Below are 26,441 nucleotides of genomic sequence, written 5' to 3' on the forward strand. Positions count from 1 at the left end.
TATAGTAATTAGTTTCCTCTGTAAGTAGAATAACCATACGGAGATAATGTAATCGGGATGTGATAATGTTGATTATCTTTTATCTCAAAAACTACTTCTATAAAGGGATAAAATGTTTTTTGTTTCAACTTTTCAAAATAAGGAGTAATATAAAAAGTGAGTTTATAAACCCCATTATTATTTTTATTAGATTCTTCTTTCAAAAAATCTTTAATTCTCCCATTGTTATCTGTGTATTTCTCATCTATCAATACCCAGTTTTGATTTTTATCTTGCTTAGATAGAGCTATCTTTACATTTGGAGCAGGTTTACCTTGTGAAATATCTAAAATATGACTTGATAATTGATATTTCTCTTGTGCTTGGATGAATGTGCTAAAAAGTATTAGCAATATTAGAATCGGATTTCTCATTTTTATGTGTTTTTATTTACAATTTTTGTTCTTGAATAATATAACAGGGGCGGTCTTTAGTTTGTTTAAAGATTTTTCCTATGTAAATACCTATGATACCTAAAATGATGAGTTGTAACCCACCAAAGAAAACAATCGTCATAATCAGTGAAGCCCAGCCCGATATTTCAGTGCCACTTGCAAAGGCGTATATCACGTAAGGAATGTATAATAGTGATAGGGCAGAGAATGCAAAGCCTAAAAATACAGCGAAATATAAGGGTTTGATACTGAAAGCCGTAACACCTGTAATTGCTAATTGTAGCATCTTCTTAACTGTGTATTTACTTTCACCTGCAAAACGAGAAGCTGCAGTGTAAGGGATATAAGTTTGGCGGAATCCTACCCAAGGTACGATGCCTCGCAAGAAAGGTTCATTCTCTTTCATAGAGCGAATGACCCTTACCACCGATTGGTCTAAGAGTCTAAAATCAGCTGAACCTTCTTTGATTTCTATATCCGAAAGCAGATTGAGAAGTTTGTAAAACTGTTGAGAGCTTTTTTGTTTCTTTTTAGGGGTATCGGCGGGATAGGTGCGCAAGGTTGCCACTACTTGATAGCCTTCTTCCCATTTAGCAATAAGCTCGGGTAAAAGGGCAGGAGGGTGTTGCAAATCGCAATCCATAGAGATAACAGCATCAGCAAACGAGTGGTCTAATCCTGCTTTTACTGCTAATTGATGACCAAAGTTACGCGAAAACGATAGATATTTCACGCGAACATCACTTTCAACTAAAGATTTGAGCACCTCAAGAGAATTATCGCTGCTGCCGTCGTTTACAAAAAGCAAAGTATAGCTATAATCAGGGAGTTTTTCAGCAAAAATACGCTGTATAGCTTCATATAACGGACGTATATTTTCACTTTCGTTATAACACGGTACTATTATTTCTATTGTTTTCATCTTTTTTATCTCTTACCTGAATAAATAACATTTCATACACTATTGCAAGCCAAACCAAGGTTACAGGTACAGCTCTCAGCGAATATCGGATAATATAAGGTTCTTTCAGTGGCTTGAATAAATCAGTAGGGGAAAGTGAGCCTAACATAGCCAATACCAATAAGGTTATTTTGAGTTTAGGATGGAGTTCACTTACCATAAACCATATCCCAACCCCCACATAAGCTACTATATAAGTGCTATTTTCAGTGCCTGTACTAAACAAACAGAGGAAAATACTCACTGAAGCTAATAACAACAATCTAAAATTGAGATTTTTATATTGCTGAATGCGCAAATAAGGTAGCGCAAATAGCCCTAACCCGAGGAGAATAACTATACTGTTGTTGTTATAAATGCCTGTGCGTTGCAAAAAGCCTAAAAGAGATAGGTTTTGCAAGTTGTAAGTGGTGGTACTTAGGTTGGATACATTCTTTTCAGCCAAAGAAGCATACCAATCAAAATATTGAGAAACTACATAATCGGGTGAAGAGTAGAGCATTGGCAAACAAAATAAAATGATGAGCCAAAATAACCCCGACCAAATAAATCGCCATTTGTCCTTAGCAAAGAAGAAAAATGCTAAGCCTACAATGCCATAGAGTTTTGTGAGTGTACCTATTACAATGAGCAAGGTTGCCCAATGACTCTGCCTGCGTTCTATAAATACAAAAGCACCTACTAATAGTGCTATCACGCTGATATTGAACTGCTGCATAGCTGCTGCGGTATACATATCGTGAGCAGCAATGAGCAGTACCGCTATAATCGCCTTTTTAGAGAGAGGCAATTGCCTAATTGCCCAATACAAGAAAGCTGCATTTGCCATTATCCATAAAGTACAACCTATCCACTTGGGTAACAGGGCAAAAGGAGCAATAACCGCACTGAACAAGATGCCGTAATGGTTTGTATCAAAATACTCATCGGGGTAGGGGAGGTAGAGGGGCAATTGCTTGAGGGTATGCCAAAACACCCCGTCAAAAATTAGGTAGTTGTTGAACTTGCCTGCTATCCACACGTTCTGTACCACAGTTGCCAGCACAAGGGCAAACCATAGTATCGTGATAAAGCGGTAATTTTCAAATAGTTTTTTCAGCATTGTTATCAGTGTTATTTTTCAATCCATTGTTTCACTTCATCGCTAGAAGGTAAGGTTTTAGGGTCGATTACCTTTTCTAATTTGCCATCTCGCCCGATGAGGTATTTTTGAAAATTCCATTTTACTTTAGAATCTTCTACACCATTTTTCGATTTCTGGGTAAGAAACTGATATAGAGGGTGCATATTCTTTCCTTTTACTGATATTTTGCTCATCATTGGGAATGTTACTCCATAGTTGATACTGCAAAACGAAGCGATTTGTTCATTGCTACCAGGCTCTTGTCCTAAGAAATTATTAGCGGGGAATCCTATAATGATAAAATCTCTGTCCTTATACTGCTGATAAAGCGCTTCGAGTTCTTTGTATTGAGGGGTGAGACCGCATTTTGAGGCGGTGTTTACAATCATTACTTTCTTGCCTTTGAGGTCGGCAAGAGCAAAGGGTTTGCCGTTGATATCTTCTACGGTAAACTGATAAATAGTTTGATTATCAGCGTTGTTTTGTGCTTGTAGATTTTCCATAGTGAGGATGAATAAAGTGATAATAAAAGTGAAGTATTTCATAGAAAAATTAAAATTTGTGGCAAAGTTACGCAAAAGGTTTGATTTATTAAAGAAAAACTTTATATTTGCCCAAAAATTAATAACTATGTTTTCAGAAAAAGCTTTTAAAATATTTGAAGAAAGTATCGCGCAATACCATATTGCCGACGATGTATATCAGCCTTTTGTAAATCCTTATCCCTCAACCGACTTGCTCAATCACTTGCTTTATCGCAAGAACTGGATTGACACCGTGCAATGGCATTATGAGGATATTATTCGCGACCCACATATCGACCCAGTGGCTGCCCTCGACCTTAAGCGCAAAATTGATGCTTCTAACCAAGATCGCACTGATATGGTAGAGTATATAGATAGTTATTTTTTGGATTTATATAAGGAGGTAAAACCACTTCCTGAGGCTACTATCAATACTGAAAGTCCTGCTTGGGCAGTGGATAGACTTTCGATTTTAGCACTGAAAATTTATCATATGAAGGAAGAGGTAAACCGCCCCGATGCCACTCCTGAACATCGCGCTAAATGCCAAGAAAAACTGAATGTACTCCTCGAACAGAAAAAAGACCTCTCTACCGCTCTCAACCAGCTTTTAGACGATATTGCCGCAGGTCGCAAGTATATGAAAGTCTATAAACAAATGAAAATGTACAATGATGATGAGTTGAACCCAGTGTTGAGAGGAAGTAAATAAGAGATAAGAAGGTGAAACTAACGTGTTATCATTATGAATTGGAAAGAAATTTGCAGGGAAAACGATATTGATGATAGCTTTCTAAGGTTGTTTGCTTCCAGAGATGGGATTACATTACTCAACAAGGAACAATTTCGTCTGGCTCAAGAAAGAATTTCACAAGTTAAGATGGGGTTTGAGCTATTGCCACTCCTCACAGATACTGAAGATAGCTATCTATTGATTTATACTACAGGATTCTTAAAGGGAAAAGTGGTGATAACCGACTTGGAGGCTACTGCTTTTATACCTTCATTTAAAAGCATACAATCTTTTTTAGAAGTGTATTTTTGCAATACCGATGCAACTACTTTAGCTTATATTGATTGGAATTGTGATTATGATGTAGATACGCCTTCTGATGAACCTGAAATACTGCGAGAATGTTGGAAATATATCAAAGCAGACAATTTTGTTTCCGAAGCACAAAAAGTAATGATTTGTTGTATGGCTATTTATCTCACGCCTTTGGAACAACGCGACAGTTTGTTTTTCTTTTTACAATCGCCTTTTATAGATGATGAAAGTGAAACTACTGAAACCATTGTATGGGAAGCAATCAACTCTTTTACGGGGGATAATCCTTACCCCTCTGCCAAACCTGTGATAGCTGCCCTATTTGAAGCCGAAAAATTCAATGATTATCCTTATAAAGACATTATTTTTGATGGAGAATTTAAAGAAAAAGGTTTTAAAGTATTTTGGAGAGAAAACCAATTTTGGTTGGTGATATTGTTACTCTCCCTATTACTGTTCATTTCGAGGTTTTTCTGGTAAGAAACTTATAAAAAAAACTGCCCCAAACAATTTGAGGCAGTTTTTTTATTACTACATTGCCAAATTGGCAAATTATCTAATGCTTGCTTTTAAGTACTCACGGTTGAGGCGTGCAATATTTTCAAGTGAAATACCTTTAGGGCATTCTACTTCGCAGGCACCAGTGTTGGTACAGTTACCAAAACCTTCGTGTTCCATTTGGTTTACCATATTGAGTACGCGTTCGGTAGCCTCTACACGACCTTGAGGAAGGAGGGCAAATTGCGATACTTTGGCAGCTACAAACAGCATAGCTGAAGAGTTTTTACAAGTAGCCACACAAGCTCCACAACCTATACAAGCCGCAGCATCCATAGAGCGGTCGGCATCGCGTTTAGGGATAGGAATAGCGTTAGCATCTTGGGTATTACCAGAAGTGTTTACAGAGATATATCCCCCTGCTTGTTGAATGCGTTCAAAAGCGGTTCTATCTACTATCAAGTCTTTGATAACGGGGAAAGCAGTAGCGCGCCAAGGTTCAATAGTGATGGTATCACCATCTTTGAACATACGCATATGCAACTGACAAGTAGTTACCCCACGGTCGGGTCCGTGAGCTTCCCCATTGATGAAGAGCGAGCACATACCGCAAATACCTTCACGGCAATCGTGGTCGAATGCTACAGGTTCTTCTCCTTTTTCAATGAGTTGTTCGTTGAGTACATCCAACATTTCCAAAAAAGACATGTGGTCTGAAATGTTGGTTACTTTATAATCTACCATACGACCTTTCTCTTGCGAGTTTTTTTGTCGCCACACTTTGAGTGTTAGGTTCATCGTTGCCATATCTTTCTATTTATAACTACGTTGTTTCAATTCAATATCTTTAAATACAAGAGGTTCTTTATGCATTACCTCTTCACTAGGGTTGTAAGTATTCACTACTTCTTTAGGATTACCAGTGTATTGCCAAGCGGCTACATAAGCGTAATTCACGTCGTCGCGGAGGGCTTCCCCATCAGGAGTTTGATACTCTTCGCGGAAGTGACCACCACAAGACTCGTTGCGCTCTAAAGCGTCTTTAGCAAAGAGCTCACCGAGTTCAAGGAAGTCGGCTACACGACCCGCTTTTTCAAGCTCTACGTTCATACCAGTGAGTTCACCAGGTACTTTTACGTTTTTCCAGAAATCTTCGCGTATTTCGCGTATTTCTTTGATAGCTTCTTTCAAGCCCTCAGCGTTACGTGCCATACCTACTTTATCCCACATCACTTTACCAAGTTTCTTGTGGAAGTAATCTACAGAGTGCGTACCTTTATTGTTGATGAAGTAAGCCAAGCGCTCTTTTACGATGCGTTCTGCTTCGTCAAACTCAGGGGTATCAGTAGGGATTTTACCAGTGCGGATATCGGCGGCTAAGTAATCGCCAATAGTGTAAGGTAATACAAAGTAACCATCGGCTAAACCTTGCATCAAGGCTGAAGCCCCTAAGCGGTTAGCTCCGTGGTCGGAGAAGTTAGCCTCACCGATAGCATAACAACCAGGGATAGTGGTCATCAAGTTGTAATCTACCCAAATACCACCCATAGTGTAGTGAGTAGCAGGATAAATCATCATCGGTGTTTTATAAGGGTTTTCGGCTACAATCTTTTCGTACATTTGGAAAAGGTTACCGTATTTAGCTTCTACGATTTTTTCACCGCGTTTAATAACTTCTTCTTTAGTAGGTTCTACGCCGTGAATTTTACATTGTTCTTTACCATAACGCTCAATAGCTGAAGCAAAATCCAAATAAACAGCTTCACCTGTTTCGTTTACTCCATAGCCTGCATCACAACGCTCTTTGGCAGCACGTGAAGCTACGTCACGAGGCACGAGGTTACCGAAAGCAGGATAACGGCGTTCCAAGTAGTAATCGCGGTCTTCTTCAGGGATTTCAGTAGGTCTTTTGCGTTTTTCGCGTATTGCTACTGCATCTTCCATTTTCTTAGGCACCCAAATACGTCCGTCGTTACGCAAAGATTCGGACATCAAAGTCAATTTAGACTGATAGTCGCCTGAGCGAGGGATACAAGTAGGGTGAATTTGAGTGAAACAAGGGTTAGCAAAGTAAGCACCTTTTTTGTGAATTTTCCAAGCTGCAGTAGCGTTAGAGCCCATCGCATTGGTTGAAAGGAAGTATACATTACCATAACCACCAGAGGCGATAACCACAGCGTGAGCAGAGTGGCGTTCAATTTCACCAGTAACAAGGTTACGAGCGATGATACCACGAGCTTTGCCATCTACAATTACCACATCAAGCATTTCGTGGCGGTTGTACATATCAATTTTACCACGAGCAATTTGGCGGTTCATAGCTGAATAGCAACCAAGCAAAAGCTGTTGCCCTGTTTGCCCTTTGGCATAGAAAGTACGAGAAACCAATACCCCACCAAAAGAGCGGTTATCTAAGAGTCCGCCGTAATCACGAGCAAAAGGAACCCCTTGTGCCACACATTGGTCGATGATATTGCCAGATACTTCAGCAAGGCGATACACGTTAGCCTCACGAGCGCGGTAGTCACCCCCTTTTACAGTATCGTAGAACAAACGATAGTTAGAGTCGCCATCGCCCATATAGTTTTTAGCGGCATTGATACCCCCCTGAGCAGCAATAGAGTGCGCACGGCGAGGAGAATCTTGGTAAGCGAATGCTTTTACGTTGTAGCCTAATTCAGCAAGGGTAGCTGCAGCCGAACCACCAGCCAAACCAGTACCTACCACAATCACGTCGATATTACGTTTGTTAGCAGGGTTTACGAGGTTGATATGGTCTTTATATTTCGTCCATTTGTCCGCTATAGGACCTTCAGGAATTTTAGAATCTAATGTACTCATAAGATTAAGCTGTTAAAAATTTAATGTAATGGAAGAGGGCTATGAAGATAAAGCCTCCGCAGATAATGTAAGAATACCAATTACCTACGCTGCTGATGAGTTTTTTGCGAGCGTCGTCTTTCCAGCCCATAGATTGGAAAGCAGATTGGAATCCGTGTAGCAAGTGCAAGCACAAGAACACAAAGCACAATACATAGAATCCCACACGTAGAGGGTCGTGGAATTTCTCTACTAATTCATCGTAGTAGCGGGTAGGGTCTGGAGCTAATTGCTCGATGTATTTGTAATTCATTTCACCTACCCAAAAATCATAGAGGTGAAGCCCTAAGAAAAGAAGAATTACAATTCCCGAAATGATCATATTACGAGACATCCAAGTGGAGTTAGCGCCCCCATTGTAGCTGTAATATGCCTCACTACCACGAGCTTTTTTGTTTTGGATTTCCAAGACAAATCCCATAATGAAATGGAATAACACCCCAGCGAGCAATACAGGTTGCATAGCAAACTGAATTAGCGGGTTCGTACCCATAAAGTGGGATAACTCGTTGAAAGTACTCTCACTAATCACTGAGGTAAGGTTTACCGCCAAGTGGATGATTAGAAAGAGAATGAGAAAGAGTGCCGAGAGAGCCATCGCCACCTTTCTTGCAACAGATGTTTTAAATAATCCTGCCATTCGTTTTATAGTTTTTTTATATATTTACGTTAAATAATTTCGCTACAAAAGTAAGGCTTTTTAATTATCTATACAACAAAAATTACACAAAATAACTAATTTATATTCGGTTTAAAGAAGAAGAAGCGAGTTACTCATTGAATGTAAGGATTTAACAAATTTTAGGAATTAGAAATTAGAAGTTAGTTACTGAATTGTCAGATTGTCAAATTAACTAATTGTTTGATTTCTTTTTCGGTGTTAAAACTATGCAAACACACCCTTAAACGCTCCTGACCAGCAGGTACCGTAGGGGCTAAAATAGGCAATACCCCTATGCCTTGTGCTTGCAAACGCTCAGCAAGAGCTTTCACGCGATCGTTGCCGCTTACAACCATTGCTTGTATAGCTGAATCGGAAGGTATAAATCCTTCAATGCCGTATTGGATTATCAACGATTTGAAATATTCTATATTGTGGTGAAGAGCATTCATAGCCTCCGTTTGTTGCAACTGTTCGTAACCTGCGCGAATAGTCGCTACACTATGCGGACTCATAGCTGTTGTATAAATAAATGAGCGTGAGAAGTTTACCAAATATTGTATCACCTCATCATTAGCAACTACCGCTGCTCCGTGAGCCCCCAAGCCTTTGCCAAAGGTGACAATGCGCGCGAAGATTTCAGTTTCTAATCCTAAGGCTTGTACTAATCCACAGCCGTGTTTGCCAAAAACACCTATAGCGTGCGCCTCGTCCACTGCTATATAAGCACCATATTGTTGCGCTAAAGCTACCAAGCGCACTAAATCCGGACTATCACCATCCATTGAAAAAACACTTTCAGTAGCGATGAGCACTGTTTTGTCACCCGTTGCAAACTTTTTGAGCAATTTTTCTAAATCGTCTAAATCGTTGTGTTTGAACTTATACGAATGTGCTAAACTGAGTGAAATGCCATCGCGTATAGAAGCGTGACTATAACTATCATATAAAATCACATCGCCACGACCTACGATGCAAGAGAAAAAACCTACATTGGCATCATAGCCTGAATTGTACAGAAGAGCCTCTTCAGCTTGATGAAAGTCAGCAATATAGCGTTCGGTTTCTGTGAATAAATGAGAGTTTCCCGACAGCAATCGAGAGCCTGTTGCACCGTGAGGTGTTGTGGTGCTTATCAGTTGGCTAACACGTTCAGTGATAGTGGGATTTGTGCTAAAACCTATATAATCATTAGAGTAGAAATCAATAGCAAACGATCGTTCACTAAGTTTGCGCAAGGCATTGTTTTTTTGGCGTTCAGTTAATTTTTCTCGGATGTGTTTCATATTGCAAAAGTAGAAAATAATGATGAATTACGAATGACAAATGACGAAAATTTGTTACCTTTGCCACATTCTAAGGCTTCCGAAGAAGAGTTTAAAAAGCATAACTATTACAATATCCCCGATTTTAAACAAGTGTGGGAAGATACGCGCTATGGTGGTACTTGGTATCCTGGAATGCCTGAATGAAAAAGCAAACTTTTCTAATTCTCTAATTTGCTAATTAACAAATTATTTATACCTTTGCCCATTGTAAAATTTTAACTTATCACTTTTAACCTTTAACTTTTATGAAAAAATTGTATTCGATGCTCCTCAGCATTTTTCTATCAGCAGGTTTTACCGCTTGCAATCAACCTCAAACCAACCCTAAATCTGAAAATTCTAATACGCCTATCAAGGTAGAAACACCTCAGCGCACGCAAGGTCAAACTGATGTGTTGAACCTTGTAACCGATAAGTTAGACACCGTACGTGTGGGGATTATCGGTCTTGGAATGCGCGGTTATAGTGCCGTGGAGCGCTATATGCACATTGAGGGCGCTAAAATTACCGCTATTTGTGATATTCGCCCTGAAATGGTGGAAAAATCTCAACAAGTAATTGAAAAAGCAGGTCGCCCACGTGTGCCGCAATACACTGGCAGTGAAGATGCTTGGAAAGCCCTTTGTGAACGCCCTGATGTTGATCTTGTTTATATAGTAACCGACTGGAAGCACCACACCCCAATGGCACTCTACGCAATGCAACACGGCAAACACGTGGCTATAGAAGTACCTGCAGCGCTTGATATGGATGAGATTTGGGCGCTTATTGATACAAGTGAAAAAACACGCCGCCACTGTATGATGCTCGAAAATTGTGTGTACGATTACTTTGAGATTACAACTCTTAATATGGTACAACAAGGACTCTTAGGGGAGGTGATTCACGGTGAAGGCTCTTATATCCACAATCTCGATGAGTTTTGGACAGAATATTGGAATAATTGGCGTCTTGATTATAACCATAAACACCGTGGTGATGTATACCCTACACACGGTATAGGTCCTGTTTGTCAGGCATTAAATATCCACCGAGGTGACAAGATGAACTACTTGGTTTCGGTAGATACTAAACCTTTTAGAGGTAAGGAAGTATACCAAAAAGTAACAGGTAAAGACGCTGCTGATTTTCAAAATGGCGACCTTACCATTACAATGATTAAAACTGAACAAGGTAAAACTATTCAAATTCAGCACGATGTAGTAACCCCACGCCCATATTCACGTATGTATCAACTTACTGGTACTAAAGGTTTCGCTAATAAATACCCTATGGAAGGCTATTTGTTACAGCCCGAAAGTGTGGCAAAAGCTGAAGTTCCTAATCACGAAAATCTATCGGCTCACAACTTTATGCCTGAAGATGCTAAAAAAGCGTTGATGGAAAAATACAAACCACGCATATTGAAAGATTTGGAAGAACAAGCTAAAAAAGTAGGCGGACATGGCGGCATGGATTTCATTATGGATTACCGTCTTATCTACTGTTTGCGCAATGGTTTGCCTTTAGATATGGACGTATACGATTTAGCCGAATGGTGCTGCTTAGCACCTCTTTCTAAACTGTCACTCGAAAATGGCAGTGCTCCAGTAGAAATCCCTGATTTCACTCGTGGTGCTTGGAATAAACAAAAAGGCTATAAACACGCGTTTGTTAATTAGTATCCCCTCCCCTTTCCCTCCCCCAAGGGGAGGGGGTAGGATAATATATTTTTTTAACTATTTATATTGCATTCTCCCCTCCTTGGGAGGAGGTGGGGAGGATTATAGAGCTTATGTCAAATGTATTACGCCTTCCTGCGGAACAACTCTACGCTAAGGAATTAGAGGCTTTAAAAGAAGAGGATAAAAAACAAGAAAAGCCCATAGGCTGGCAATTGTCGCCTAAAGCTGTGTTGAAATTTGTAACTGGTGGTACTGCCTGCGGGGTGGAAATTACTCCTAAGTACATCGGTCATAATCGTTTGGTGGAAATTGCTATTGCTACACTCCTTACCGACCGCTCTCTGTTGCTCATAGGTGAGCCAGGAACTGCCAAGTCGTGGCTTTCCGAAAATCTTACAGCTGCCATTTGTGGCGACTCAGGCAAAGTGATTCAAGGAACTGCGGGTACCAGTGAAGAACATATACGCTATTCGTGGAACTATGCAATGCTTTTGGCTAACGGTCCATCGCACGAAGCCTTACTCAAATCACCTATTTATCGCGCGATGGAAACAGGAACTGTCGCTCGTTTTGAGGAGATTTCGCGTTGTGCTTCCGAAGTACAAGATGCATTGATTTCTATTCTATCAGAAAAGAATATAGCTATTCCTGAACTCAGTGAAGAATTGCCAGCTCAGCGTGGTTTCTCTATTATTGCGACAGCTAATACTCGCGACCGTGGTGTGAACGAAATGTCATCAGCACTTAAAAGACGTTTCAATATTATCGTGCTACCTGCTCCTGCTACTTTAGAAACCGAAGTGTCTATCGTAACCAAGCGCGTAGCCGAAATTTCTAACAACTACAAACTCAAAGCCGCCTTGCCAAGCAATGAAGCTATAGAGAAGATTGTAACTATTTTCCGCGAATTGCGCAAAGGAGCTACTTTAGACGAAAAACAAAAACTCAAATCGCCTAGCGGAGTTATTTCTACCGCTGAAGCTATTTCGCTTATCACCAATAGTATGGCATTAGCAGGCAGTTTTGGCAACGGCACTGTTACCGATGAAGATTTAGCATCGGGATTGCAAGGCGCTGTAGTGAAAGATGAAGATAAAGATAAAATGGTGTGGAAGGAATACCTTGAAAATGTAATGAAGAAACGCGGAGCATCGTGGCGTGAACTCTACAACCAATGTTCCGCAATGAACAACTGATAATTATTACATTGGTATATTCGCAAAATTGCACATTTCCACATAGTAATAAATAAGTGAATTGTATTCAGGATGTGCCTGCATCCACTGATGTAAGATAGGTATAAAGGTGGCGATAATTTCTTTATCGCCACTTTTTAATATATGTTTGCTATAAGTTCGGTAAATTTGTTCTGCCAAAGGCGTTATAAGTGTACCTTGGTATGATTTAGGTGCAAAATCTTCAGTGCGCAGAAAAGGCATTACATCAGTAATTACTTCCAAATATTCATCACGGTCTTTATAAGCTTTGTGCAACTGTTCTATTAAGGCAGAAAACCCTTCAGAAGGCATTGTGAAATACATACCTTTCAAACTCTCATACAGCACATCAATAAGTGCTGTTCTTTCCGTTTTGCGCAATTGAGCAAAGAGCTTTACATATTGCCAAAGCAGTTGGTCGGTGATGAGTACTTCTTCAGTACTGAAATGCAGGTCTTTGAGAGCTTGTACATATTGCAGGAAAACATCTAAGTCGTTTTCGGCTATTGCCTTCTTGCAAAAATCGTAATACACCCAGCCCAACGAATATTTGTTGATACTGCTATCGTTTTCCTTAAATTCCTCGAGAGCGATACGCAATGCTTCATCCAATTCACCTGCCTTTCGCAAAGCTGTTACCTCACTTACCATCATTTCTTTACAACTCTAAAAAGGGTGATTTTCTCATTGCCCGAAGCCACCATAGTTTGTTCATCAACAAAAAGGAGTGCGTGATAGGATTTATCCGAAAGTTGTTGCCAGCTCTTGCCTTGGTCGTTAGAGAAGAAAAGACCATTAGGCGAAGTTGCCACTAAAGCATTTCCCTCACTATTAGGGATGTATTGCACGCAGCTCGCATAACCAATAGCCTTGTCGGTTGCGATAGGCTGCCAAGTTTTACCCCCATCGAAAGTGAGTGCGCCAGAGCCTTTGCGCTCTGTAGGTTGTTCATAATCACCGCCGAGAACGATGCCCTGCTGGTCGTTGTAGAAAGCTATAGTGAAAGCCCCTTGAGTAGCCGAACCTTGAGCGAGAGGTAGGGTAGCGAGGTCTTGCCATTTATAGCCCTTGTTGTCCGAGAACAACACCCTGCTCTTACTGCCGCCTGTTACTACCCATAGTTTGTTGCCATAGTGCGCCAAAGCCGAGTTGCTAGCGGCGAATACACTTTCACCCTCTTCGAGTTTCGGCGATTGTGACCATGTGAGTTTCGTCCATTGTTGTCCACCATTGAGCGTTGTTACTACCGATAGGCAATTGTCGATAGGGTCGCCTATAGCGATGCCAAATTGGTCGTCCGTAAAGCGCAATACATCGTAGAATACCTCAGGATGTTCCTCTCGATATACTTCTTCCATACCACTTTGTTCAGCTTTGTAAAGCAATGCGGGGTTGCCGATAGAGAGCATAAAAAAGTTCTGACTCGTAGCTGCCACCGCACGAAAATCGGAAATCACCCCACGATTCTTCAAGTTAGAAGTCGCAATAGTTTGGTTTTGAGTGTTGATAAAACCAAAGGTAGCATCGGAGCCTGCAAAAGCCACGTTTTTCTCTAAGAGTACCATTGCACGCACGCTTATTTTCTCCAATGGAAAAGACTTTACTTCTACCAATTCGATAGTAGTGTCCTTATAAGGATTGGAGTGCTTACACGCCACAAGGCAAAGCAATATAAAAATAATAGCAATATGTTTCATATCTCAGTGATAAACAAAGGCAAAGATAATGTTTTTGGTTGGAATAACCAAGGAAGGATGTATTTTTTTTATCACTGACACGATTTGTCAGAGTAGTGCCTTATCTTTGCCCCGTGAAACTAAAAAACTAATAAAAAATGGTATACTTAGAATCTTTTTATTTTCCTTCGGTAAAAGAAGAGGAAGATGAACTACAAAAGTTTTTCTATAATAAAAAATGTAAGCGTCCTATAAAGCCAGCGCTTAATTACATTGCTCAAAATGTTTATCCTTTTAGCCTTTTAGCCCATCATCTTAGTTGTTTAGATTTTGAGCCTATTACTATCCTTTATGGAGGTAATGGTTCGGGTAAATCTACTATTTTAAATGTAATTTCAAACAAATTGCATATTTCGAGAGAAGCTCCTTACAATTCGTCTTATTTAATGGAAAAATACGTAAAAATGTGTTCTTTTAAGAGCAATTTTCACTATACAAATAAAGATTTAGATCTTGTGAATAAGACTAATTACAAGTACGATATTTTAGAAATTAGCAAGATGATTACTAGCGATGATGTGTTTAAAAAAATGATAGACAAACGCCTTAGAGATGACCAAAAACGCTTTAAGAGCGAGATGATTATTGAAGAGAAGAGAGCAGCAGCAGGAATAGTACCTAAGTCTATCAATTTGGAGGATGAGACAAGTATAGAACGTTTTAATGATTTTCTCAGTATGCGAAAAAGTAGCTATACCCAATACATCAAAAAAACGATAGGGGATATAGGACCTTCATTTTCTAATGGCGAAACAGGACTGATGTACCTTATGGAGCAGATTTCCAATCCAGGTCTATACTTATTAGACGAACCTGAGAACAGTATGTCGTGCGAAACGCAACTCAAATTAGTAGAGTTCATTGAGCTTTCAGCACGAGCTTTTAATACGCAGTTTATTATTGCAACACATTCACCCTTTTTGCTTTCTATTCCTAATGCAAAAATATACAATCTTGATACCCGCCCTGTAAGTTTATCTAAATGGTGGGAACTTGAGAATATGAAACGTTATTTTCAAATTTTCAATAAATACCAAACCGAATTTCAAAAAGCATTGTAAAACATTTTTATTACTAATTTATTAACTACTTGCGTGGCTTGCACCCTATTAATATTATGGCAAATTATAAAAATCTCCGTTTTCAATTCCTATTGGAGCTCTTAAAAAACAGAGGCGATAGTGGAGCTTCTTTCGCTGATATCAAAGATTATATCGAACGCCGTTTCGAGGATAAGGATATTCCTTACAATTATAAGGAACGCACCTTTGAACGCGACAAATGCGACCTTCTCACTGAACGTGATATACAGCTTAACTACACTCGTTCTAGCAATATCTATACCATCAATTGGAGCGAGCTTAGCGAGGAACAGAACTTCCAGATAGAAAACGACTGGCTACAAGAAGCGCTTCGCCAAAATCCGTATCAAAAACATTTTATACACTTTGAAAAACGTCCCACACGCGGACTCAATTGGCTCTACGGACTTATCTACGCTATTGATAATCACCAACTGCTACAATTTACCTATCACAAATTTCGCGAAGATACCTATTTGTCTCATACAGTACAACCCTACGCTCTCAAAGAGTTTGATTACCATTGGTATCTCCTCGCTTGTGATACTGCGCCTAATAACGACTTACCCTCTATAAGTGTTTTTGCACTCGACCGCATTACCGACCTTGATATTCTCAAAGAAACATTCACACCTACACCTTTTAATGTAGAGGAACATTTTCGCAATGCCTATGGAGTGATAGCCTTACCCGACCCACCTGAAGATATTATTCTCCGTTTTGACTGTCATCAAGGTAATTATGCCAAAGTACGCCCTTTGCACCCCTCCCAAGAAATCCTTACTGACAATGCTGAAGAGCTCGTAATACGCCTACATCTTACTCCCTCCTACGATTTTGACCAAAAGTTACTATCGTTGGGCAACCGCGTACAAGTAATTGAACCACAGTGGTATCGCGAACATATTGTGATGCGACTCAAACAAGCATTGGATAATTACGAATGACGAAATACAAAATACGAATGACAAATTGGCAAAATGCTTAAAATGTTAAAATTAAGATTTTATTAGGAATTGTTAAAGAATATTTTTTACATTTGTCGCCTGAAAAAGAAGAAAATTTTTACAGTGCTGCTTTTTGGCAGAGAGAGGGTGTAATTTTGTACCCAAAGAAAAATGCATTATTAACCTTTAAACATTAAACCTTATGCCATTATATCGAGTAACCGTAACCCGTACCGTAGCCAGCAATGGCATACGCTTAGAACCAGGAATGTCAGTAGACATACCTACCCAAACTACCACCAACCCCGTCTCAGTAAATGGTGGTCGTGAGGTAATAGCCGCTTTCCAACGCATCTACGGCATAGATGTAAGCAAAAGTTATGGCATCTTAAGAACAGCTTTGAAAGTGGAAAAAATTGGGTGAGAAAGTAAAAAATAATAAACTTTACTAAAGAATATATTTATGAATACGATAGACGATATTTCTTTTCTTATAGCTTCATATCTGATAGTTTCAGACTATGAAATTCACTCTAATGAAATAGAGATACAAAAAAAGAGTTTTTCAATTAGCGAGCAAGTTAAAATAGAGCATAACAAAATTCTTTCAGATGAAGAAGATAAAAAATCTTTAAATGAGCTTATAACTCTCTTTAAAAACAGAGCTTCTTCTGATGAAAAGAGAAAATTAGTTATGGTACTATATCAAATAGCTTATGCAGATAATTTTTTTCATCAGAATGAAAGAAAATTTATAGATAACATTATTAAGCAAATAAATTTTTCTGCTGCAGAAGCTCAAGTTATATGTAACGAAATAGAAGAGTCATCTAATAAGTATGTTGAAAAACAACAAACATTTTGGCAAAATGTAAAAGAAAACATTAGTAAAGGACTATATTCTATTACAAAAAATGATTTTTTTGAAGACACTTTGCTCAATGGAAAAGAATTTGTTAATAAGGTTCGTGAAATAGGGGTAAGAGCTAAGGAAGATTTAAATATAACAAGTAATAATATAGAGTTACTCAATAAAAAACTTTCTGAAAAGATAGAAAACATTGAAAATGCTGCAAAAAAAATTGAGAAAAATAAAAGAGAAGATAAAGAATCTGAAGAAATTTTATCTTTTGTACAAGAGTTAGAGGATAAAATAAAAAATGGCTTTATAAATGAGTTTTCCAATAACTTAGAGGTTCTCAAAAAGAAAAAAAAGACTATTGATTATTTTACCATAGCATTTATGGGACGTACAAAAGCAGGGAAAAGTACTTTTCATAAAGTAATTACAGGAGAAGAAACAGATGATATAGGGGTTGGAAAATTAAGAACTACAAGATTTAATCGTGTTTTCAACTGGGAGAATATTCGTATTGTAGATACACCTGGTATTGGAGCTCCAGGAGGAAAAGCTGATACAGAAACAGCGAGGAGTATTGTTGATGAAGCTGATTTAATATGTTACATTGTAACAAATGACGCTATTCAAGAAACAGAGTTTAATTTTCTATCGGAATTAAAAGATAGGAATAAGCCGATGTTTATTATACTTAATATTAAAGAAAACTTAGAAAATAGTGCAAGATTACGCCGCTTTATAAAGAATCCTTTACAATGGAAGGAGGATAAAGGGGATAAAAATATACAAGGTCATATTGATAGAATTAGGGAAATGATTGCTAAAAATAATTATAATCCTGACTTGGTAGAAATTATTCCTATACAGCTTTTAGCAGCTCTTCTTGCTAATCAAAAAATAAATGAGTTACCAAAAAAAGAAATTGAAGCCCTTGCAAAAGGTTCTAACTTAGAAGAATATACAAAAAAAATTAAACAATCTATTTTTAGGAGTGGTAACTTAAAGAAGAGTCAAAATATTATAGATGGATTTAACTATTACGTTACGAACACTAAAGATTCTATTGAACAAGAGAGAAAAAAGGCAGAAAAGTTATACAATTCAATAAAAAATAAGAAAAGAGAGCTTAATAAGGATATAGATAAAGAAAAACAAAAAGCTTTGTTGAACATAAATAGTGCTATATCGAATACATTTGTTTTAATGCGAGGGGATTTATCTTCAAATTTTGCTAATGATCATTATGAAAGTAAGGAAATAGGGAAAGATTGGGAAATATTTGTTGAAAGAAAAGGCTATTTTAAGTCTTTAAAAATAGAGATAGAAGATGAGATAATGAACTTTTCAAAAAACATAAAAAGCAAAATAGAAGAATTCTTTGATGATTTACAAATGGAATTGCAGTATTCCTATGTAAATAATTTCAAAACAGGAGATACTACTAATTATCGTTTTTGGTATAATTATACTTTGGGATTAGCTACTTTTGCAGTTGCAAACTTTTGGAATCCTGCAGGATGGGTTTTGGGAGTTTGGGCAGGGCTTGCTTTATTGGGAAATTTGCTTTTTAAAAGTAAAGAGGATAGAGTTAAGGAAGCTAAAGAGAAAGTTATAAAAGGTATACTTCCTCAGTTACAAAAACAAGAAAAGGAAATAAAACAAAATGTTAGAGATAATTTTGTTGAAAATATTTCAAAAGTTCAAGGAACGCTAAATCAAAAATTAGACTATATAATTAATAGCCTTCTTCAAATTAAGAGTATTCTTGAAGAAATTGAACAAGAGTCTTCTGTTGTTCAGGAAATATTAAATAAGGTTTTTGTTTATAGAATTTTTGAGCACTTAGGAAAGGTGAAAATAGATGTTAATGGAAATGTTCTACAAGAGTATATAAGCAAAAAATTAGAATCTACTCAAATAGACAGGAGTTATAAAAATTCTTATTTGAATGTGAAAACAGATTTCAATATATCACCAAAAGAAGAAAAAGAAATACAAGAAATAATACAAACAAACATTAAATTTATAAAATAATGAATACTAATTTAAAAATAGCAGAACTAAGTAATAAGTTGCAAACACTTATTAATAAAACGTATGAGCTTTTAGAAAAAACTAATAATATAGAGTTACAGAAAAAATTAAAAGCTGAGTTGGAAGCCTTGAAAAATAGGACAGACTTAACAGTTGCTTTTGTAGGACAATATAGTTCTGGTAAGTCTACTATTATTTCGGCAATTACAGGAAACAAAGATATTAAAATTGATGCGAATGTAGCAACCGATAAAGTATCTAAATACCGTTGGAATAATATTGTGTTACTTGATACACCCGGTATTTTAGCAGGGAAAGTAGAAAGACACGATGAACACACAAAGGAAGCGTTGAAAAAAAGTGACCTTATTGTTTATGTAATTACCAGCCAATTGTTTGATGATATAATTTTTGAAAATTTTATTGATATAGCCTACAACCAAGCATTGAAAGATAAAATGCTTATTGCAGTAAATAAAATGTCAATGGAGGCTGGAGAATTTGAAGAGTTACAAAAAAATTATACTACTTCAATAAAATCAATTTTTGCAGAAAGGGGGTATGATTTTGACTTTGAAGTAGTCTTTATAGATGCTGCAGACTATATAGAAGGAGTAGAAGATAATGATGATGAATTTATTCAATTAAGTAATTTCAATAAATTTATTAGCACGTTAAACGACTTCGTAAATAGAAAAGGCCTTATAAAAAAACAGTTTGATACTCCTATACGTTTGCTAAAGGGAAGTGTTTCAGATATAGCTATGTCTGAAGTGGATCCTAATTTGCAAGTGCTTTTAGAACAAGGAATTAAAAAAATTAAGGGTAGTAAAAGAGATATAGAACGAGTAGTAAGGCTCGAAATATCCAAATTGGAACAAGAGTTAAAAAACAAGGGATATGAGGTAGGTAATATGATAGGGGAATGCTCTAAAGAAGATTTTGAAAGAGCACAAGATGAATATAACCAATATGTAAAGAACAGAGTAGAAGAAACAAAAGATATTATAGAAAGTCAAATAGAACAAGAAAATGAGGAATTAATAACAGAAATAGAGGAATTTAGCAAGAAAGATGCTGTGGTGGCTTACCAAGAATCAATTGAAAAAAAATTGCAGAGTAATATCAATCTATCAGCTACACAACGGGTTAGTTTAGAAAAACAACGAGATATTTTAGGTTTTTTGCAAAAAGGGACTGGAAATATAGCAAATATGGCTATAAAGAACGCTTCTTTAAATGGATTGAAAGCTGTAAGTGGTAGTAATTTACATCGAGCGGTTCTTTCTGTAGGGAAATTTTTTGGACATAATTTTAAACCCTGGGGAGCTATTAAAATAGCAGGAAATATAAGTAAAGTAGCTAAATTTGCAGGAACAGCCTTGGCTGGCTTAGGTATAGTAATAGATGTTGTTCAAGAGGAGAAAGAAGAAAACCGTATTAAAGAAATAGTAGCAGCAAAAGCTCAGTTTTTTGCAAGTGTAAGAGATTTTGTTTCGGGAATAGTAAAAGAACTTGAGACTATGTTTAGTGATTACATTAGAAATAGTTACGAGCAAAAGTTAGAAGACTTAAACACCCAAAAGATAGAAATAGTAAATCTGTCAAACACCAATGAAAAATTAAAAGAAGCTATCAGTAAATTAGATAGTGAATATATTGATTTTATTGAAATTATTGAAAATTGAAAATATATGGAAAGAGAACTTCGAATTAAAACACTTGAAGAATATTTAAATGTTGTTTTAAAAATTTACAATTACAGTTCTAATTGTAATAAAAATAGACATTTATTCTTTAGAGGGCATTCAAATGCAGAAAAGTACAAATTGCTACCAACAGTATTTAGACCTACAAAAAAAGGTTTTAACTGGAATGAGAAATCTTTACTGAACGATTTTGTTCATTATAGTCCTCAGCACGATTTAAGTTATGATTTTGAAAAAGATAGGGTGACAATCTTAACAGATATGCAACACTATGGTGTAGCAACTCGTTTGTTAGATTGGACAGTCTCTCCTTTGAATGCATTGTATTTTGCTGTCGAAAAAGAAGATGAGGAAGTAGATGCACAAGTTATTGTTTTTAACCCTTGGCTATATAATGGAAAAATAATTGATTATGGGGCTCATCCTAGAATACACGACATCTATATACATTCAAGAGCTTTACTTTCTTCTACAAATGATTTTAACTATATAAAAGAGTTTATTGAATATGAGTATAGATACAATTTATTAGAAAAACATAATATAGAAAAACCGGTTTCTTTTGTTTCTAACTACACAAATAGTAGGATTTTACATCAAAGAGGGGTTTTTACCATACAAGGGGAGGTTAAGACTCCTTTAGATGATTTAAGTGAGTTTAAAGAATACTCTTTTAGGATTGTAATAGAAAAAACGGCAAAAAAAGAATTATTAGATTCTTTAAATAAATTGTATATTAACTCCTACTCTATTTACCCTGATTTTTTAGGAATGCAAACTCAAATGGAGAGAAGAGGGGGGCTTTTTAATCTTTAAAAAATGATTTATAACTTACACCCTGAACTTACTCCATTTATCGGGAAACTTTACCCTAAAGCACCCTTAAAAGTACTTTTCTTAGGAGAGAGTCATTATTTGCCTGCTGTTTATAATCATAAGGTAGGGCAGGAATGGTATGAACGTAGTACGGTGAGCTATCGTTTTAGTGCAGAGGCGCTGGCGTGGCTCAATACGGCGGCTATCATACGCCACGATGTGATAGAAAGTAACTATAAAAACCCTGCTCATAATATCTACCGTAATATAGGTAAGATCTATGGAGAGGTGTTTGCCAAAGGAGATTATCCACAGGCGTTGGAGTACATAGCTTTTGGCAATTACTTTTTGCGTCCGGCTGAGGTATGTGGTGAGAGTATTATTATAAACGGCTGGGAGGAAGAAGTGTGTAGCTTTCAGCAGTTGGTAGCCTTAGAAAAACAGCTACAGCCTGCCCTTATTGTTTTCGTGAGTAAAAAAGCCTACGAGTCGTTTGTGCGGGTGGCACAAGCAGAAGGGGCTACTGCCTTACTTAGCAAAACCAAGAGTGTACCTCACCCCAATAGTGCGTGGTGGAATCGTTCTATTACACAATATGAAGGGCGTAGCGGGAAAGAAGAGTTGGTAAGAATTTTATTAGGTAAGAGATAATAGGTAACAAGTAATAAAACCTTTGTTAAAGTCCTCGAACTTTGACAAAGGTTTTTTATTTTTCACTTACCACTTCCCCTAAATCCAAATACACTAAGTATTTTCCTTTTACTTGCCATCCTATGGCTGTTAGGTTTTGTTGGTAATGTTGTAGTTGGGTGCGGTATTGGTCGTTGGGGTGTCCGGTTTTGTAATCTATGATATAGACTTCGCGAGTGGTGGGGTTGTAGGCAAGTCGGTCGGGACGGAAATAGTTGCCATTAGCATCTATAAACTCACGTTCCATAAAGTATTCGTAGTCCTCACTAAAGAAGGGTGCTAAAGTGCTGTCTCTGAGCAATCGCGCCATTTGGGGTTGCAATAGCTCGTATTGTTCGGCAGTGAGTGTACCCTCTTGTAGCGCATCGTTGAGTACAGTGTCGAGGTCGGTGGCGTAAGTGATTTTTGAGAATAATTCGTGAATCAGGTTACCGCGCTCCAAGGCTTCTTGTTGGTGAGTGTCCCATAGCAGGGAAGCTCCCGTCGCAATCTTGTAGTTCGGTTGTTGCCAACCTTTTTGAAAAGGAATAGGTGATTCTTCAGCTGCTGCTTTCTCTTTCTTCTCAGGAAATACAGGGTTCCCAAAGGTATATTCCACTACATTCTCATTCCACTGTTCGTTTTTTTCTAAAAACTCTTTAAAGAGCGTGCCATACGTTCCAGCACTGCCTTTGGGGAGTGAGGTGATTACATAAAGGAACGATTCGGGGCGCGTCATCGCTACATATAGCACATTTAGCTGGTCGAGGAGGTTTTGTTCGTGTAGTTGAGTCATCAGTAGCTCGGCTTGCGGGTCGTAGTTCACTAAACTTTTATTGCTGTTTACCAGCAGATAGTCAAAGCCGTTAAATTGCTCGTGGTCTACGGGAAACCAAAGTTTTTCGGTGTGAGTGTCGATGAGTTTGCTATCGGCGAAAGCGTAGATAATCACGGGGGCAGAAAGACCTTTGCTCTTATGCACTGTCATTACCGTAATAGCGTTTAACCCTTCGGGCGAACTGATACTGAGTTTTTCTTGCTGGTCGTCCCAGAACTCTAAAAAATCGGCTAAACCTCCTTTGCGTGCATTCTTGAAATCGAATACAATATCCATAAAATGAGTGAGATAAGCATCGGAAGGACGGGCGAGATCAAAGCAATTTACCGCTAAAGCGACTGCTTCATACAGAGAATATTGGTTGAACAGCTCTATAGAAAACTGAAAATCGGCAAGGAAAGTATTTACGGGCTCCTCTACATATTTGCTGAGGAATAGGTGAGGGTCTTTAGTCGATTTAAAACGCAGATAATCAAAGAGTAATTGCAGTTTGAGTTCTTCACTTTCGGGGTGGTATAGCAAACGCAACAAGGTAACGAGAAACTGTACTGAAGCGACGTTTTTCAGCAATAGCGAATCGGGAGAAATCACATTTCTTTGGTGTTCTGAGAGGAAAGAGGCAACGGCAGCTCCTTCGCGGTTAGTGCGCACCAATATAGTAATATCCTTATCGGCAGCCCCTGCACGGTTAGCGTGTTCTATTTTTTCTAAAATGGCTTCACAATAGCTGCGTTCGCGCGGTGAAAGTATAACGGCATTGCTGTTGTTATTCTCTTCCGTAAACATATCCTCTTCTTCTGTAGTGATAAACGAGAGATTGAAATAGCCTTTGGGTAAGGATTGTTCTTTTTTGTTTTTGGGATATTCTTGTGCAGCGTTTTTATAAAGGTTTTTGTAAGTCTCACTTTGAAAAAGGTCTGCTGCAAAGTTGAAAAAAAGGTTGTTGAAATCGATAATAGCTTCTAAACTTCGGAAGTTTTTGTTGAGGTCTTTTACTTCTCCTTTGATGAGGAAAGGGTTTATTTCATTGTTATACAGACTCATAAATTGTTCAGCCTTGCCTCCTCGCCAACGGTAAATCGATTGTTTGGCATCGCCCACAAGCAATACCGACCCGCGTTGTTTGTTTACCTCACTTTGTACTGCATTGAGGATAAGTGGTATAAAGTTCTGCCATTGCAGCACTGAGGTATCTTGAAACTCATCGATGAAATAATGACGGAATTTCTCGCCAATACGCTCGTAGATAAAAGGTACAGGCTGGTTGCTGAGCTCTGAAGAAATTACTCCGTTGAACTCCCATATAGGCAAGATGTTTTCTTCTTCTTTAATGTTTTCTATTTCTTTTTGTATGCGGTTGAGCAAAGCCAAAGGCACAACATATCTCAACGCGTTGTTTGCAAAGGCAAGGGTGCCAAAAGCCTCTTTGATAGCCAAAAACAGGTTGGCAACCACCTCTTGCAAACTGTCGATAAGGGCAGTGTCGTACTTCTTAGCTGCTGAATTAGCATAAAGCGGTTCGCCTTGTAATAGATTGTTTTGCCAACCAACGCCCCACGAAGGTTCCTTAGGGTTGTTGACGGTGAGTTTATCGAAGAAATCGTATAAATAACCTCTGTTAAAAGCACCTCTGTCTAAACTGTGGTCGCGCATCAGTTGCATAAAGTCATCGGCGGAAGTTTTAATCGTTTTTAGGGCATTGTTGCGCTGGTTGAGTAGGGTGTTTTTGAGGGCTTTAAAATCAGATATTTCCTTGTCTTTCAGCAATTGTAAAGGCTCATAATAGTTTTCGTTAGTAAGCATTTCGGCTACGTCAAGCAGTTCTTTAGTAGTGTCCCAACTTTTGTCGTCGTCTATTTTTTCGTTGGCAAAATCGATGAGTAGTTGGGTGAGTTCAGTATCATTCCCTGCTTTACTCATCAAATTATCTACCGCACGCTCCAGTAAAGCCTTGCTATCCAATTGCACTTCAAAGAAAGGATTGAGGTGCAAATCGTGTGAAAAGCGGCGTATCAGTTGGTGGTTGAAGCCATCAATGGTGCTGATATTAAAGGCTGCGTAGTTGTGCAGTATATGCTCCAAAGTTTTAGCTGAACGCATTCTCAGTTCCTCATCGGGGAGCTTCAAATCCTTTGCTAACTCGCTAAACATAGGGTGAGGATTGGTGAGCATTTTGTCCTCACTAAATACGCCTAAAAGCTCAATAATGCGGTTCTTCATTTCAAAGACCGCCTTATTGGTGAAAGTAATGGCGAGCAATTGCCTAAACAAATCGGGGTATTTGCTGCCGAGGATAATTTGCAAGTAAGCCTTTACGAGGCTATAGGTTTTTCCAGAGCCTGCCGAGGCGTTGTATATAGTATAATTTGCTGATGGACTCATACTATTTCACGTGCTTTTTTCTAACTTCAATATAAGGTTTTAACAATCAGGTTAATCAACTTTGCCAAAGTGTGAAACTTTGGTAAAGTGTAGTAATCTTTTATCCTGCAAATTCATCTAACATATCCAAAGATGGTACAAAGAAAAGTGTTCCTGTTTCGGCTGTGCTGAAATCTAATAGGCGGTCGTAATTGCCAGCGGGATTGCCTATAAACATATTGGTAAGCATCTTTTCTACTGTACTAAACGTATTGGCATAACAGATGAAGTAAGTACCCATTTGGTGACTTATGGGGTCGTGGAAAGGCATATTGTCTCTCACTACTTTCAAATCATCGCCTACATTGGCAAGTGCCGAGTGCGCGTTCGATGGTTTGGTATCCTCGTCCATTTCTATATCCATTTCTTTGCTACGCCCTATTACTTTTTCTTGTTCGCTAACGGGGAGCGCACGCCAAGCGTTCATATCGTGCACGTATTTTTGTACGAATAGGTAACTTCCTCCTTGGTAATCGGGGTCTTCATCACCTACTACCGCAAACTGTTCGCGTTCTGCGCCACGAGGGTTTTCGGTACCATCTACAAAACCAATGATAGCGCGTCTGTCCCAATATCTAAAACCTTGTACGTTTACAATACAGTTGGCAATGGGTTGCATTACCTCACTAATGGCAGCTGCCATATCGTAAGCCAAACTTTGGTTGTGTGCGCGGATATGAAAATGCAAGTCACCTTTGGTGGCTACAGCCGTGTGTTTACTCCCCTTGATAGGCTGAAAATCTTTGAGTTCTTTGGGGAGCGGTTTGGATAGCCCCAAAGCAAGCCACGCGCTGTGGCTAATGCCTATGGTTACACTAGCGCGACCTTCAGGAAAGCGGTCGGCTACTGAGTTGTTGAGGTTGCCTACCAACCCACATACTTTTTCAAAAGTGCTGTTTAGTAGTTTTTTCGTTATACTCTTCTTAAATGCCCATACCAAAAATACAGTATTGTTATTAGGCAAATCAGTTACATTTTGATAATTCATTATT

The 26,441-nt window shown here is 38.2% G+C and carries 24 protein-coding genes; 12 read left to right on the forward strand and 12 right to left on the reverse strand.

Annotated features, from left to right (window positions below):
• Positions 1-8 precede the first annotated feature (8 nt).
• From uraH to DR017_RS04870, 4 genes are read right to left on the reverse strand one after another with little or no spacing between them, the layout of a single operon-like run.
• On the reverse strand, positions 9-413 hold the full coding sequence (gene uraH / locus DR017_RS04855; RefSeq protein WP_002677529.1) for a hydroxyisourate hydrolase: 405 nt from the start codon (positions 411-413) through the stop codon (positions 9-11).
• A gap of 16 nt (positions 414-429) precedes the next feature.
• Positions 430-1,356, reverse strand: coding sequence for a glycosyltransferase family 2 protein (locus DR017_RS04860; RefSeq protein ID WP_002677188.1), 927 nt, complete (start codon positions 1,354-1,356; stop codon positions 430-432).
• Positions 1,322-2,497, reverse strand: coding sequence for a glycosyltransferase family 87 protein (locus DR017_RS04865; protein WP_002677368.1), 1,176 nt, complete (start codon positions 2,495-2,497; stop codon positions 1,322-1,324). Before DR017_RS04865 ends, DR017_RS04860 begins: the two co-directional genes overlap by 35 nt.
• An 11-nt stretch (positions 2,498-2,508) precedes the next feature.
• Positions 2,509-3,063: a glutathione peroxidase gene (locus DR017_RS04870; RefSeq protein ID WP_002677460.1), complete on the reverse strand. Its 555-nt coding sequence runs from the start codon at positions 3,061-3,063 to the stop codon at positions 2,509-2,511.
• An 85-nt stretch (positions 3,064-3,148) separates the two neighbouring features.
• Here DR017_RS04870 and DR017_RS04875 point away from each other — a divergent pair, with 85 nt between their 5' ends.
• Both DR017_RS04875 and DR017_RS04880 read left to right on the forward strand, forming a co-directional pair.
• The gene (locus tag DR017_RS04875) at positions 3,149-3,754 is read left to right on the forward strand and encodes a DUF4254 domain-containing protein (protein ID WP_002677474.1); all 606 of its coding nucleotides are present in this window, start codon (positions 3,149-3,151) and stop codon (positions 3,752-3,754) included.
• Positions 3,755-3,787: 33 nt separating this feature from the next.
• A complete protein-coding gene (locus tag DR017_RS04880; RefSeq protein WP_146741532.1) occupies positions 3,788-4,570 on the forward strand; it encodes a hypothetical protein in 783 nt (260 codons plus the stop codon).
• A 72-nt stretch (positions 4,571-4,642) separates the two neighbouring features.
• On the opposite strand, the gene DR017_RS04885 is transcribed toward DR017_RS04880, so the two are convergent.
• The 4 genes from DR017_RS04885 to DR017_RS04900 form a co-directional block, all read right to left on the reverse strand.
• Positions 4,643-5,395, reverse strand: coding sequence for a succinate dehydrogenase/fumarate reductase iron-sulfur subunit (locus DR017_RS04885; protein ID WP_002677206.1), 753 nt, complete (start codon positions 5,393-5,395; stop codon positions 4,643-4,645).
• A gap of 6 nt (positions 5,396-5,401) precedes the next feature.
• On the reverse strand, positions 5,402-7,429 hold the full coding sequence (locus tag DR017_RS04890) for a fumarate reductase/succinate dehydrogenase flavoprotein subunit (protein WP_002677508.1): 2,028 nt from the start codon (positions 7,427-7,429) through the stop codon (positions 5,402-5,404).
• A gap of 4 nt (positions 7,430-7,433) precedes the next feature.
• The gene (locus DR017_RS04895) at positions 7,434-8,108 is read right to left on the reverse strand and encodes a succinate dehydrogenase cytochrome b subunit (RefSeq protein ID WP_002677443.1); all 675 of its coding nucleotides are present in this window, start codon (positions 8,106-8,108) and stop codon (positions 7,434-7,436) included.
• 197 nt (positions 8,109-8,305) lie between these two features.
• Positions 8,306-9,415 (reverse strand): aminotransferase class I/II-fold pyridoxal phosphate-dependent enzyme, encoded by a 1,110-nt coding sequence (locus DR017_RS04900; RefSeq protein ID WP_002677293.1) that lies wholly within the window; start codon positions 9,413-9,415, stop codon positions 8,306-8,308.
• Between DR017_RS04900 and DR017_RS04905 the strand changes: the two genes are divergently transcribed.
• From DR017_RS04905 to DR017_RS04915, 3 genes are all read left to right on the forward strand, one after another.
• On the forward strand, positions 9,407-9,601 hold the full coding sequence (locus tag DR017_RS04905) for a hypothetical protein (protein ID WP_095899110.1): 195 nt from the start codon (positions 9,407-9,409) through the stop codon (positions 9,599-9,601). The two genes, DR017_RS04900 and DR017_RS04905, sit on opposite strands and share 9 nt — an antisense overlap.
• Positions 9,602-9,702: 101 nt before the next feature.
• Entirely contained in the window at positions 9,703-11,118 is a 1,416-nt protein-coding gene (locus tag DR017_RS04910; protein ID WP_040360666.1) for a Gfo/Idh/MocA family protein, read from the forward strand.
• A 113-nt stretch (positions 11,119-11,231) separates the two neighbouring features.
• Positions 11,232-12,317: an ATP-binding protein gene (locus tag DR017_RS04915; protein ID WP_002677472.1), complete on the forward strand. Its 1,086-nt coding sequence runs from the start codon at positions 11,232-11,234 to the stop codon at positions 12,315-12,317.
• Positions 12,318-12,323: 6 nt separating this feature from the next.
• Here DR017_RS04915 and DR017_RS04920 read toward each other — a convergent pair whose 3' ends face one another.
• On the reverse strand, positions 12,324-12,992 hold the full coding sequence (locus DR017_RS04920) for a hypothetical protein (RefSeq protein ID WP_040360664.1): 669 nt from the start codon (positions 12,990-12,992) through the stop codon (positions 12,324-12,326).
• Positions 12,989-14,035 carry a WD40/YVTN/BNR-like repeat-containing protein gene (locus DR017_RS04925; RefSeq protein WP_002677298.1) on the reverse strand — a complete coding sequence of 349 codons (1,047 nt, stop codon included), beginning with the start codon at positions 14,033-14,035 and terminating at the stop codon, positions 12,989-12,991. The genes DR017_RS04920 and DR017_RS04925 overlap by 4 nt, the downstream gene beginning before the upstream one ends.
• Positions 14,036-14,172: 137 nt before the next feature.
• Here DR017_RS04925 and DR017_RS04930 point away from each other — a divergent pair, with 137 nt between their 5' ends.
• The 7 genes from DR017_RS04930 (at position 14,173) to DR017_RS04960 (ending at position 22,172) form a co-directional block, all read left to right on the forward strand.
• Entirely contained in the window at positions 14,173-15,135 is a 963-nt protein-coding gene (locus DR017_RS04930; protein WP_002677449.1) for an AAA family ATPase, read from the forward strand.
• 56 nt (positions 15,136-15,191) lie between these two features.
• A complete protein-coding gene (locus DR017_RS04935; RefSeq protein WP_040360662.1) occupies positions 15,192-16,103 on the forward strand; it encodes a helix-turn-helix transcriptional regulator in 912 nt (303 codons plus the stop codon).
• A 202-nt stretch (positions 16,104-16,305) separates the two neighbouring features.
• A complete protein-coding gene (locus DR017_RS04940) occupies positions 16,306-16,527 on the forward strand; it encodes a DUF6140 family protein (RefSeq protein WP_002677265.1) in 222 nt (73 codons plus the stop codon).
• 39 nt (positions 16,528-16,566) lie between these two features.
• Positions 16,567-18,996: a GTPase gene (locus DR017_RS04945; RefSeq protein ID WP_002677410.1), complete on the forward strand. Its 2,430-nt coding sequence runs from the start codon at positions 16,567-16,569 to the stop codon at positions 18,994-18,996.
• Positions 18,996-20,684: a GTPase gene (locus DR017_RS04950; RefSeq protein ID WP_002677571.1), complete on the forward strand. Its 1,689-nt coding sequence runs from the start codon at positions 18,996-18,998 to the stop codon at positions 20,682-20,684. Before DR017_RS04945 ends, DR017_RS04950 begins: the two co-directional genes overlap by 1 nt.
• A 6-nt stretch (positions 20,685-20,690) precedes the next feature.
• Complete coding sequence (locus DR017_RS04955; RefSeq protein ID WP_002677184.1) at positions 20,691-21,521, forward strand: FRG domain-containing protein; 831 nt, start codon at positions 20,691-20,693, stop codon at positions 21,519-21,521.
• A gap of 3 nt (positions 21,522-21,524) precedes the next feature.
• Complete coding sequence (locus DR017_RS04960) at positions 21,525-22,172, forward strand: hypothetical protein (protein ID WP_002677362.1); 648 nt, start codon at positions 21,525-21,527, stop codon at positions 22,170-22,172.
• Positions 22,173-22,227: 55 nt separating this feature from the next.
• On the opposite strand, the gene DR017_RS04965 is transcribed toward DR017_RS04960, so the two are convergent.
• Together DR017_RS04965 and DR017_RS04970 are read right to left on the reverse strand one after the other, a co-directional pair.
• Positions 22,228-25,410, reverse strand: a complete 3,183-nt coding sequence (locus DR017_RS04965) for a UvrD-helicase domain-containing protein (RefSeq protein ID WP_002677433.1) — start codon at positions 25,408-25,410, stop codon at positions 22,228-22,230.
• 100 nt (positions 25,411-25,510) lie between these two features.
• A complete protein-coding gene (locus DR017_RS04970; RefSeq protein ID WP_002677579.1) occupies positions 25,511-26,437 on the reverse strand; it encodes a Dyp-type peroxidase in 927 nt (308 codons plus the stop codon).
• Between the last annotated feature and the right edge of the window lie 4 nt (positions 26,438-26,441).

Source organism: Capnocytophaga sputigena (assembly GCF_900446695.1).
Classification (GTDB): Bacteria; Bacteroidota; Bacteroidia; order Flavobacteriales; family Flavobacteriaceae; genus Capnocytophaga; species Capnocytophaga sputigena.

Bases quoted from the DNA above. Each gene is read 5' to 3' on its own strand.
- uraH (WP_002677529.1), bottom strand. From the start codon at position 413: ATGAGAAATCCGATTCTAATATTGCTAATACTTTTTAGCACATTCATC.
- DR017_RS04860 (WP_002677188.1), bottom strand. From the start codon at position 1,356: ATGAAAACAATAGAAATAATAGTACCGTGTTATAACGAAAGTGAAAAT.
- DR017_RS04865 (WP_002677368.1), bottom strand. From the start codon at position 2,497: ATGCTGAAAAAACTATTTGAAAATTACCGCTTTATCACGATACTATGG.
- DR017_RS04870 (WP_002677460.1), bottom strand. From the start codon at position 3,063: ATGAAATACTTCACTTTTATTATCACTTTATTCATCCTCACTATGGAA.
- DR017_RS04875 (WP_002677474.1), top strand. From the start codon at position 3,149: ATGTTTTCAGAAAAAGCTTTTAAAATATTTGAAGAAAGTATCGCGCAA.
- DR017_RS04880 (WP_146741532.1), top strand. From the start codon at position 3,788: ATGAATTGGAAAGAAATTTGCAGGGAAAACGATATTGATGATAGCTTT.
- DR017_RS04885 (WP_002677206.1), bottom strand. From the start codon at position 5,395: ATGGCAACGATGAACCTAACACTCAAAGTGTGGCGACAAAAAAACTCG.
- DR017_RS04890 (WP_002677508.1), bottom strand. From the start codon at position 7,429: ATGAGTACATTAGATTCTAAAATTCCTGAAGGTCCTATAGCGGACAAA.
- DR017_RS04895 (WP_002677443.1), bottom strand. From the start codon at position 8,108: ATGGCAGGATTATTTAAAACATCTGTTGCAAGAAAGGTGGCGATGGCT.
- DR017_RS04900 (WP_002677293.1), bottom strand. From the start codon at position 9,415: ATGAAACACATCCGAGAAAAATTAACTGAACGCCAAAAAAACAATGCC.
- DR017_RS04910 (WP_040360666.1), top strand. From the start codon at position 9,703: ATGAAAAAATTGTATTCGATGCTCCTCAGCATTTTTCTATCAGCAGGT.
- DR017_RS04915 (WP_002677472.1), top strand. From the start codon at position 11,232: ATGTCAAATGTATTACGCCTTCCTGCGGAACAACTCTACGCTAAGGAA.
- DR017_RS04920 (WP_040360664.1), bottom strand. From the start codon at position 12,992: ATGATGGTAAGTGAGGTAACAGCTTTGCGAAAGGCAGGTGAATTGGAT.
- DR017_RS04925 (WP_002677298.1), bottom strand. From the start codon at position 14,035: ATGAAACATATTGCTATTATTTTTATATTGCTTTGCCTTGTGGCGTGT.
- DR017_RS04930 (WP_002677449.1), top strand. From the start codon at position 14,173: ATGGTATACTTAGAATCTTTTTATTTTCCTTCGGTAAAAGAAGAGGAA.
- DR017_RS04935 (WP_040360662.1), top strand. From the start codon at position 15,192: ATGGCAAATTATAAAAATCTCCGTTTTCAATTCCTATTGGAGCTCTTA.
- DR017_RS04940 (WP_002677265.1), top strand. From the start codon at position 16,306: ATGCCATTATATCGAGTAACCGTAACCCGTACCGTAGCCAGCAATGGC.
- DR017_RS04945 (WP_002677410.1), top strand. From the start codon at position 16,567: ATGAATACGATAGACGATATTTCTTTTCTTATAGCTTCATATCTGATA.
- DR017_RS04950 (WP_002677571.1), top strand. From the start codon at position 18,996: ATGAATACTAATTTAAAAATAGCAGAACTAAGTAATAAGTTGCAAACA.
- DR017_RS04955 (WP_002677184.1), top strand. From the start codon at position 20,691: ATGGAAAGAGAACTTCGAATTAAAACACTTGAAGAATATTTAAATGTT.
- DR017_RS04960 (WP_002677362.1), top strand. From the start codon at position 21,525: ATGATTTATAACTTACACCCTGAACTTACTCCATTTATCGGGAAACTT.
- DR017_RS04965 (WP_002677433.1), bottom strand. From the start codon at position 25,410: ATGAGTCCATCAGCAAATTATACTATATACAACGCCTCGGCAGGCTCT.
- DR017_RS04970 (WP_002677579.1), bottom strand. From the start codon at position 26,437: ATGAATTATCAAAATGTAACTGATTTGCCTAATAACAATACTGTATTT.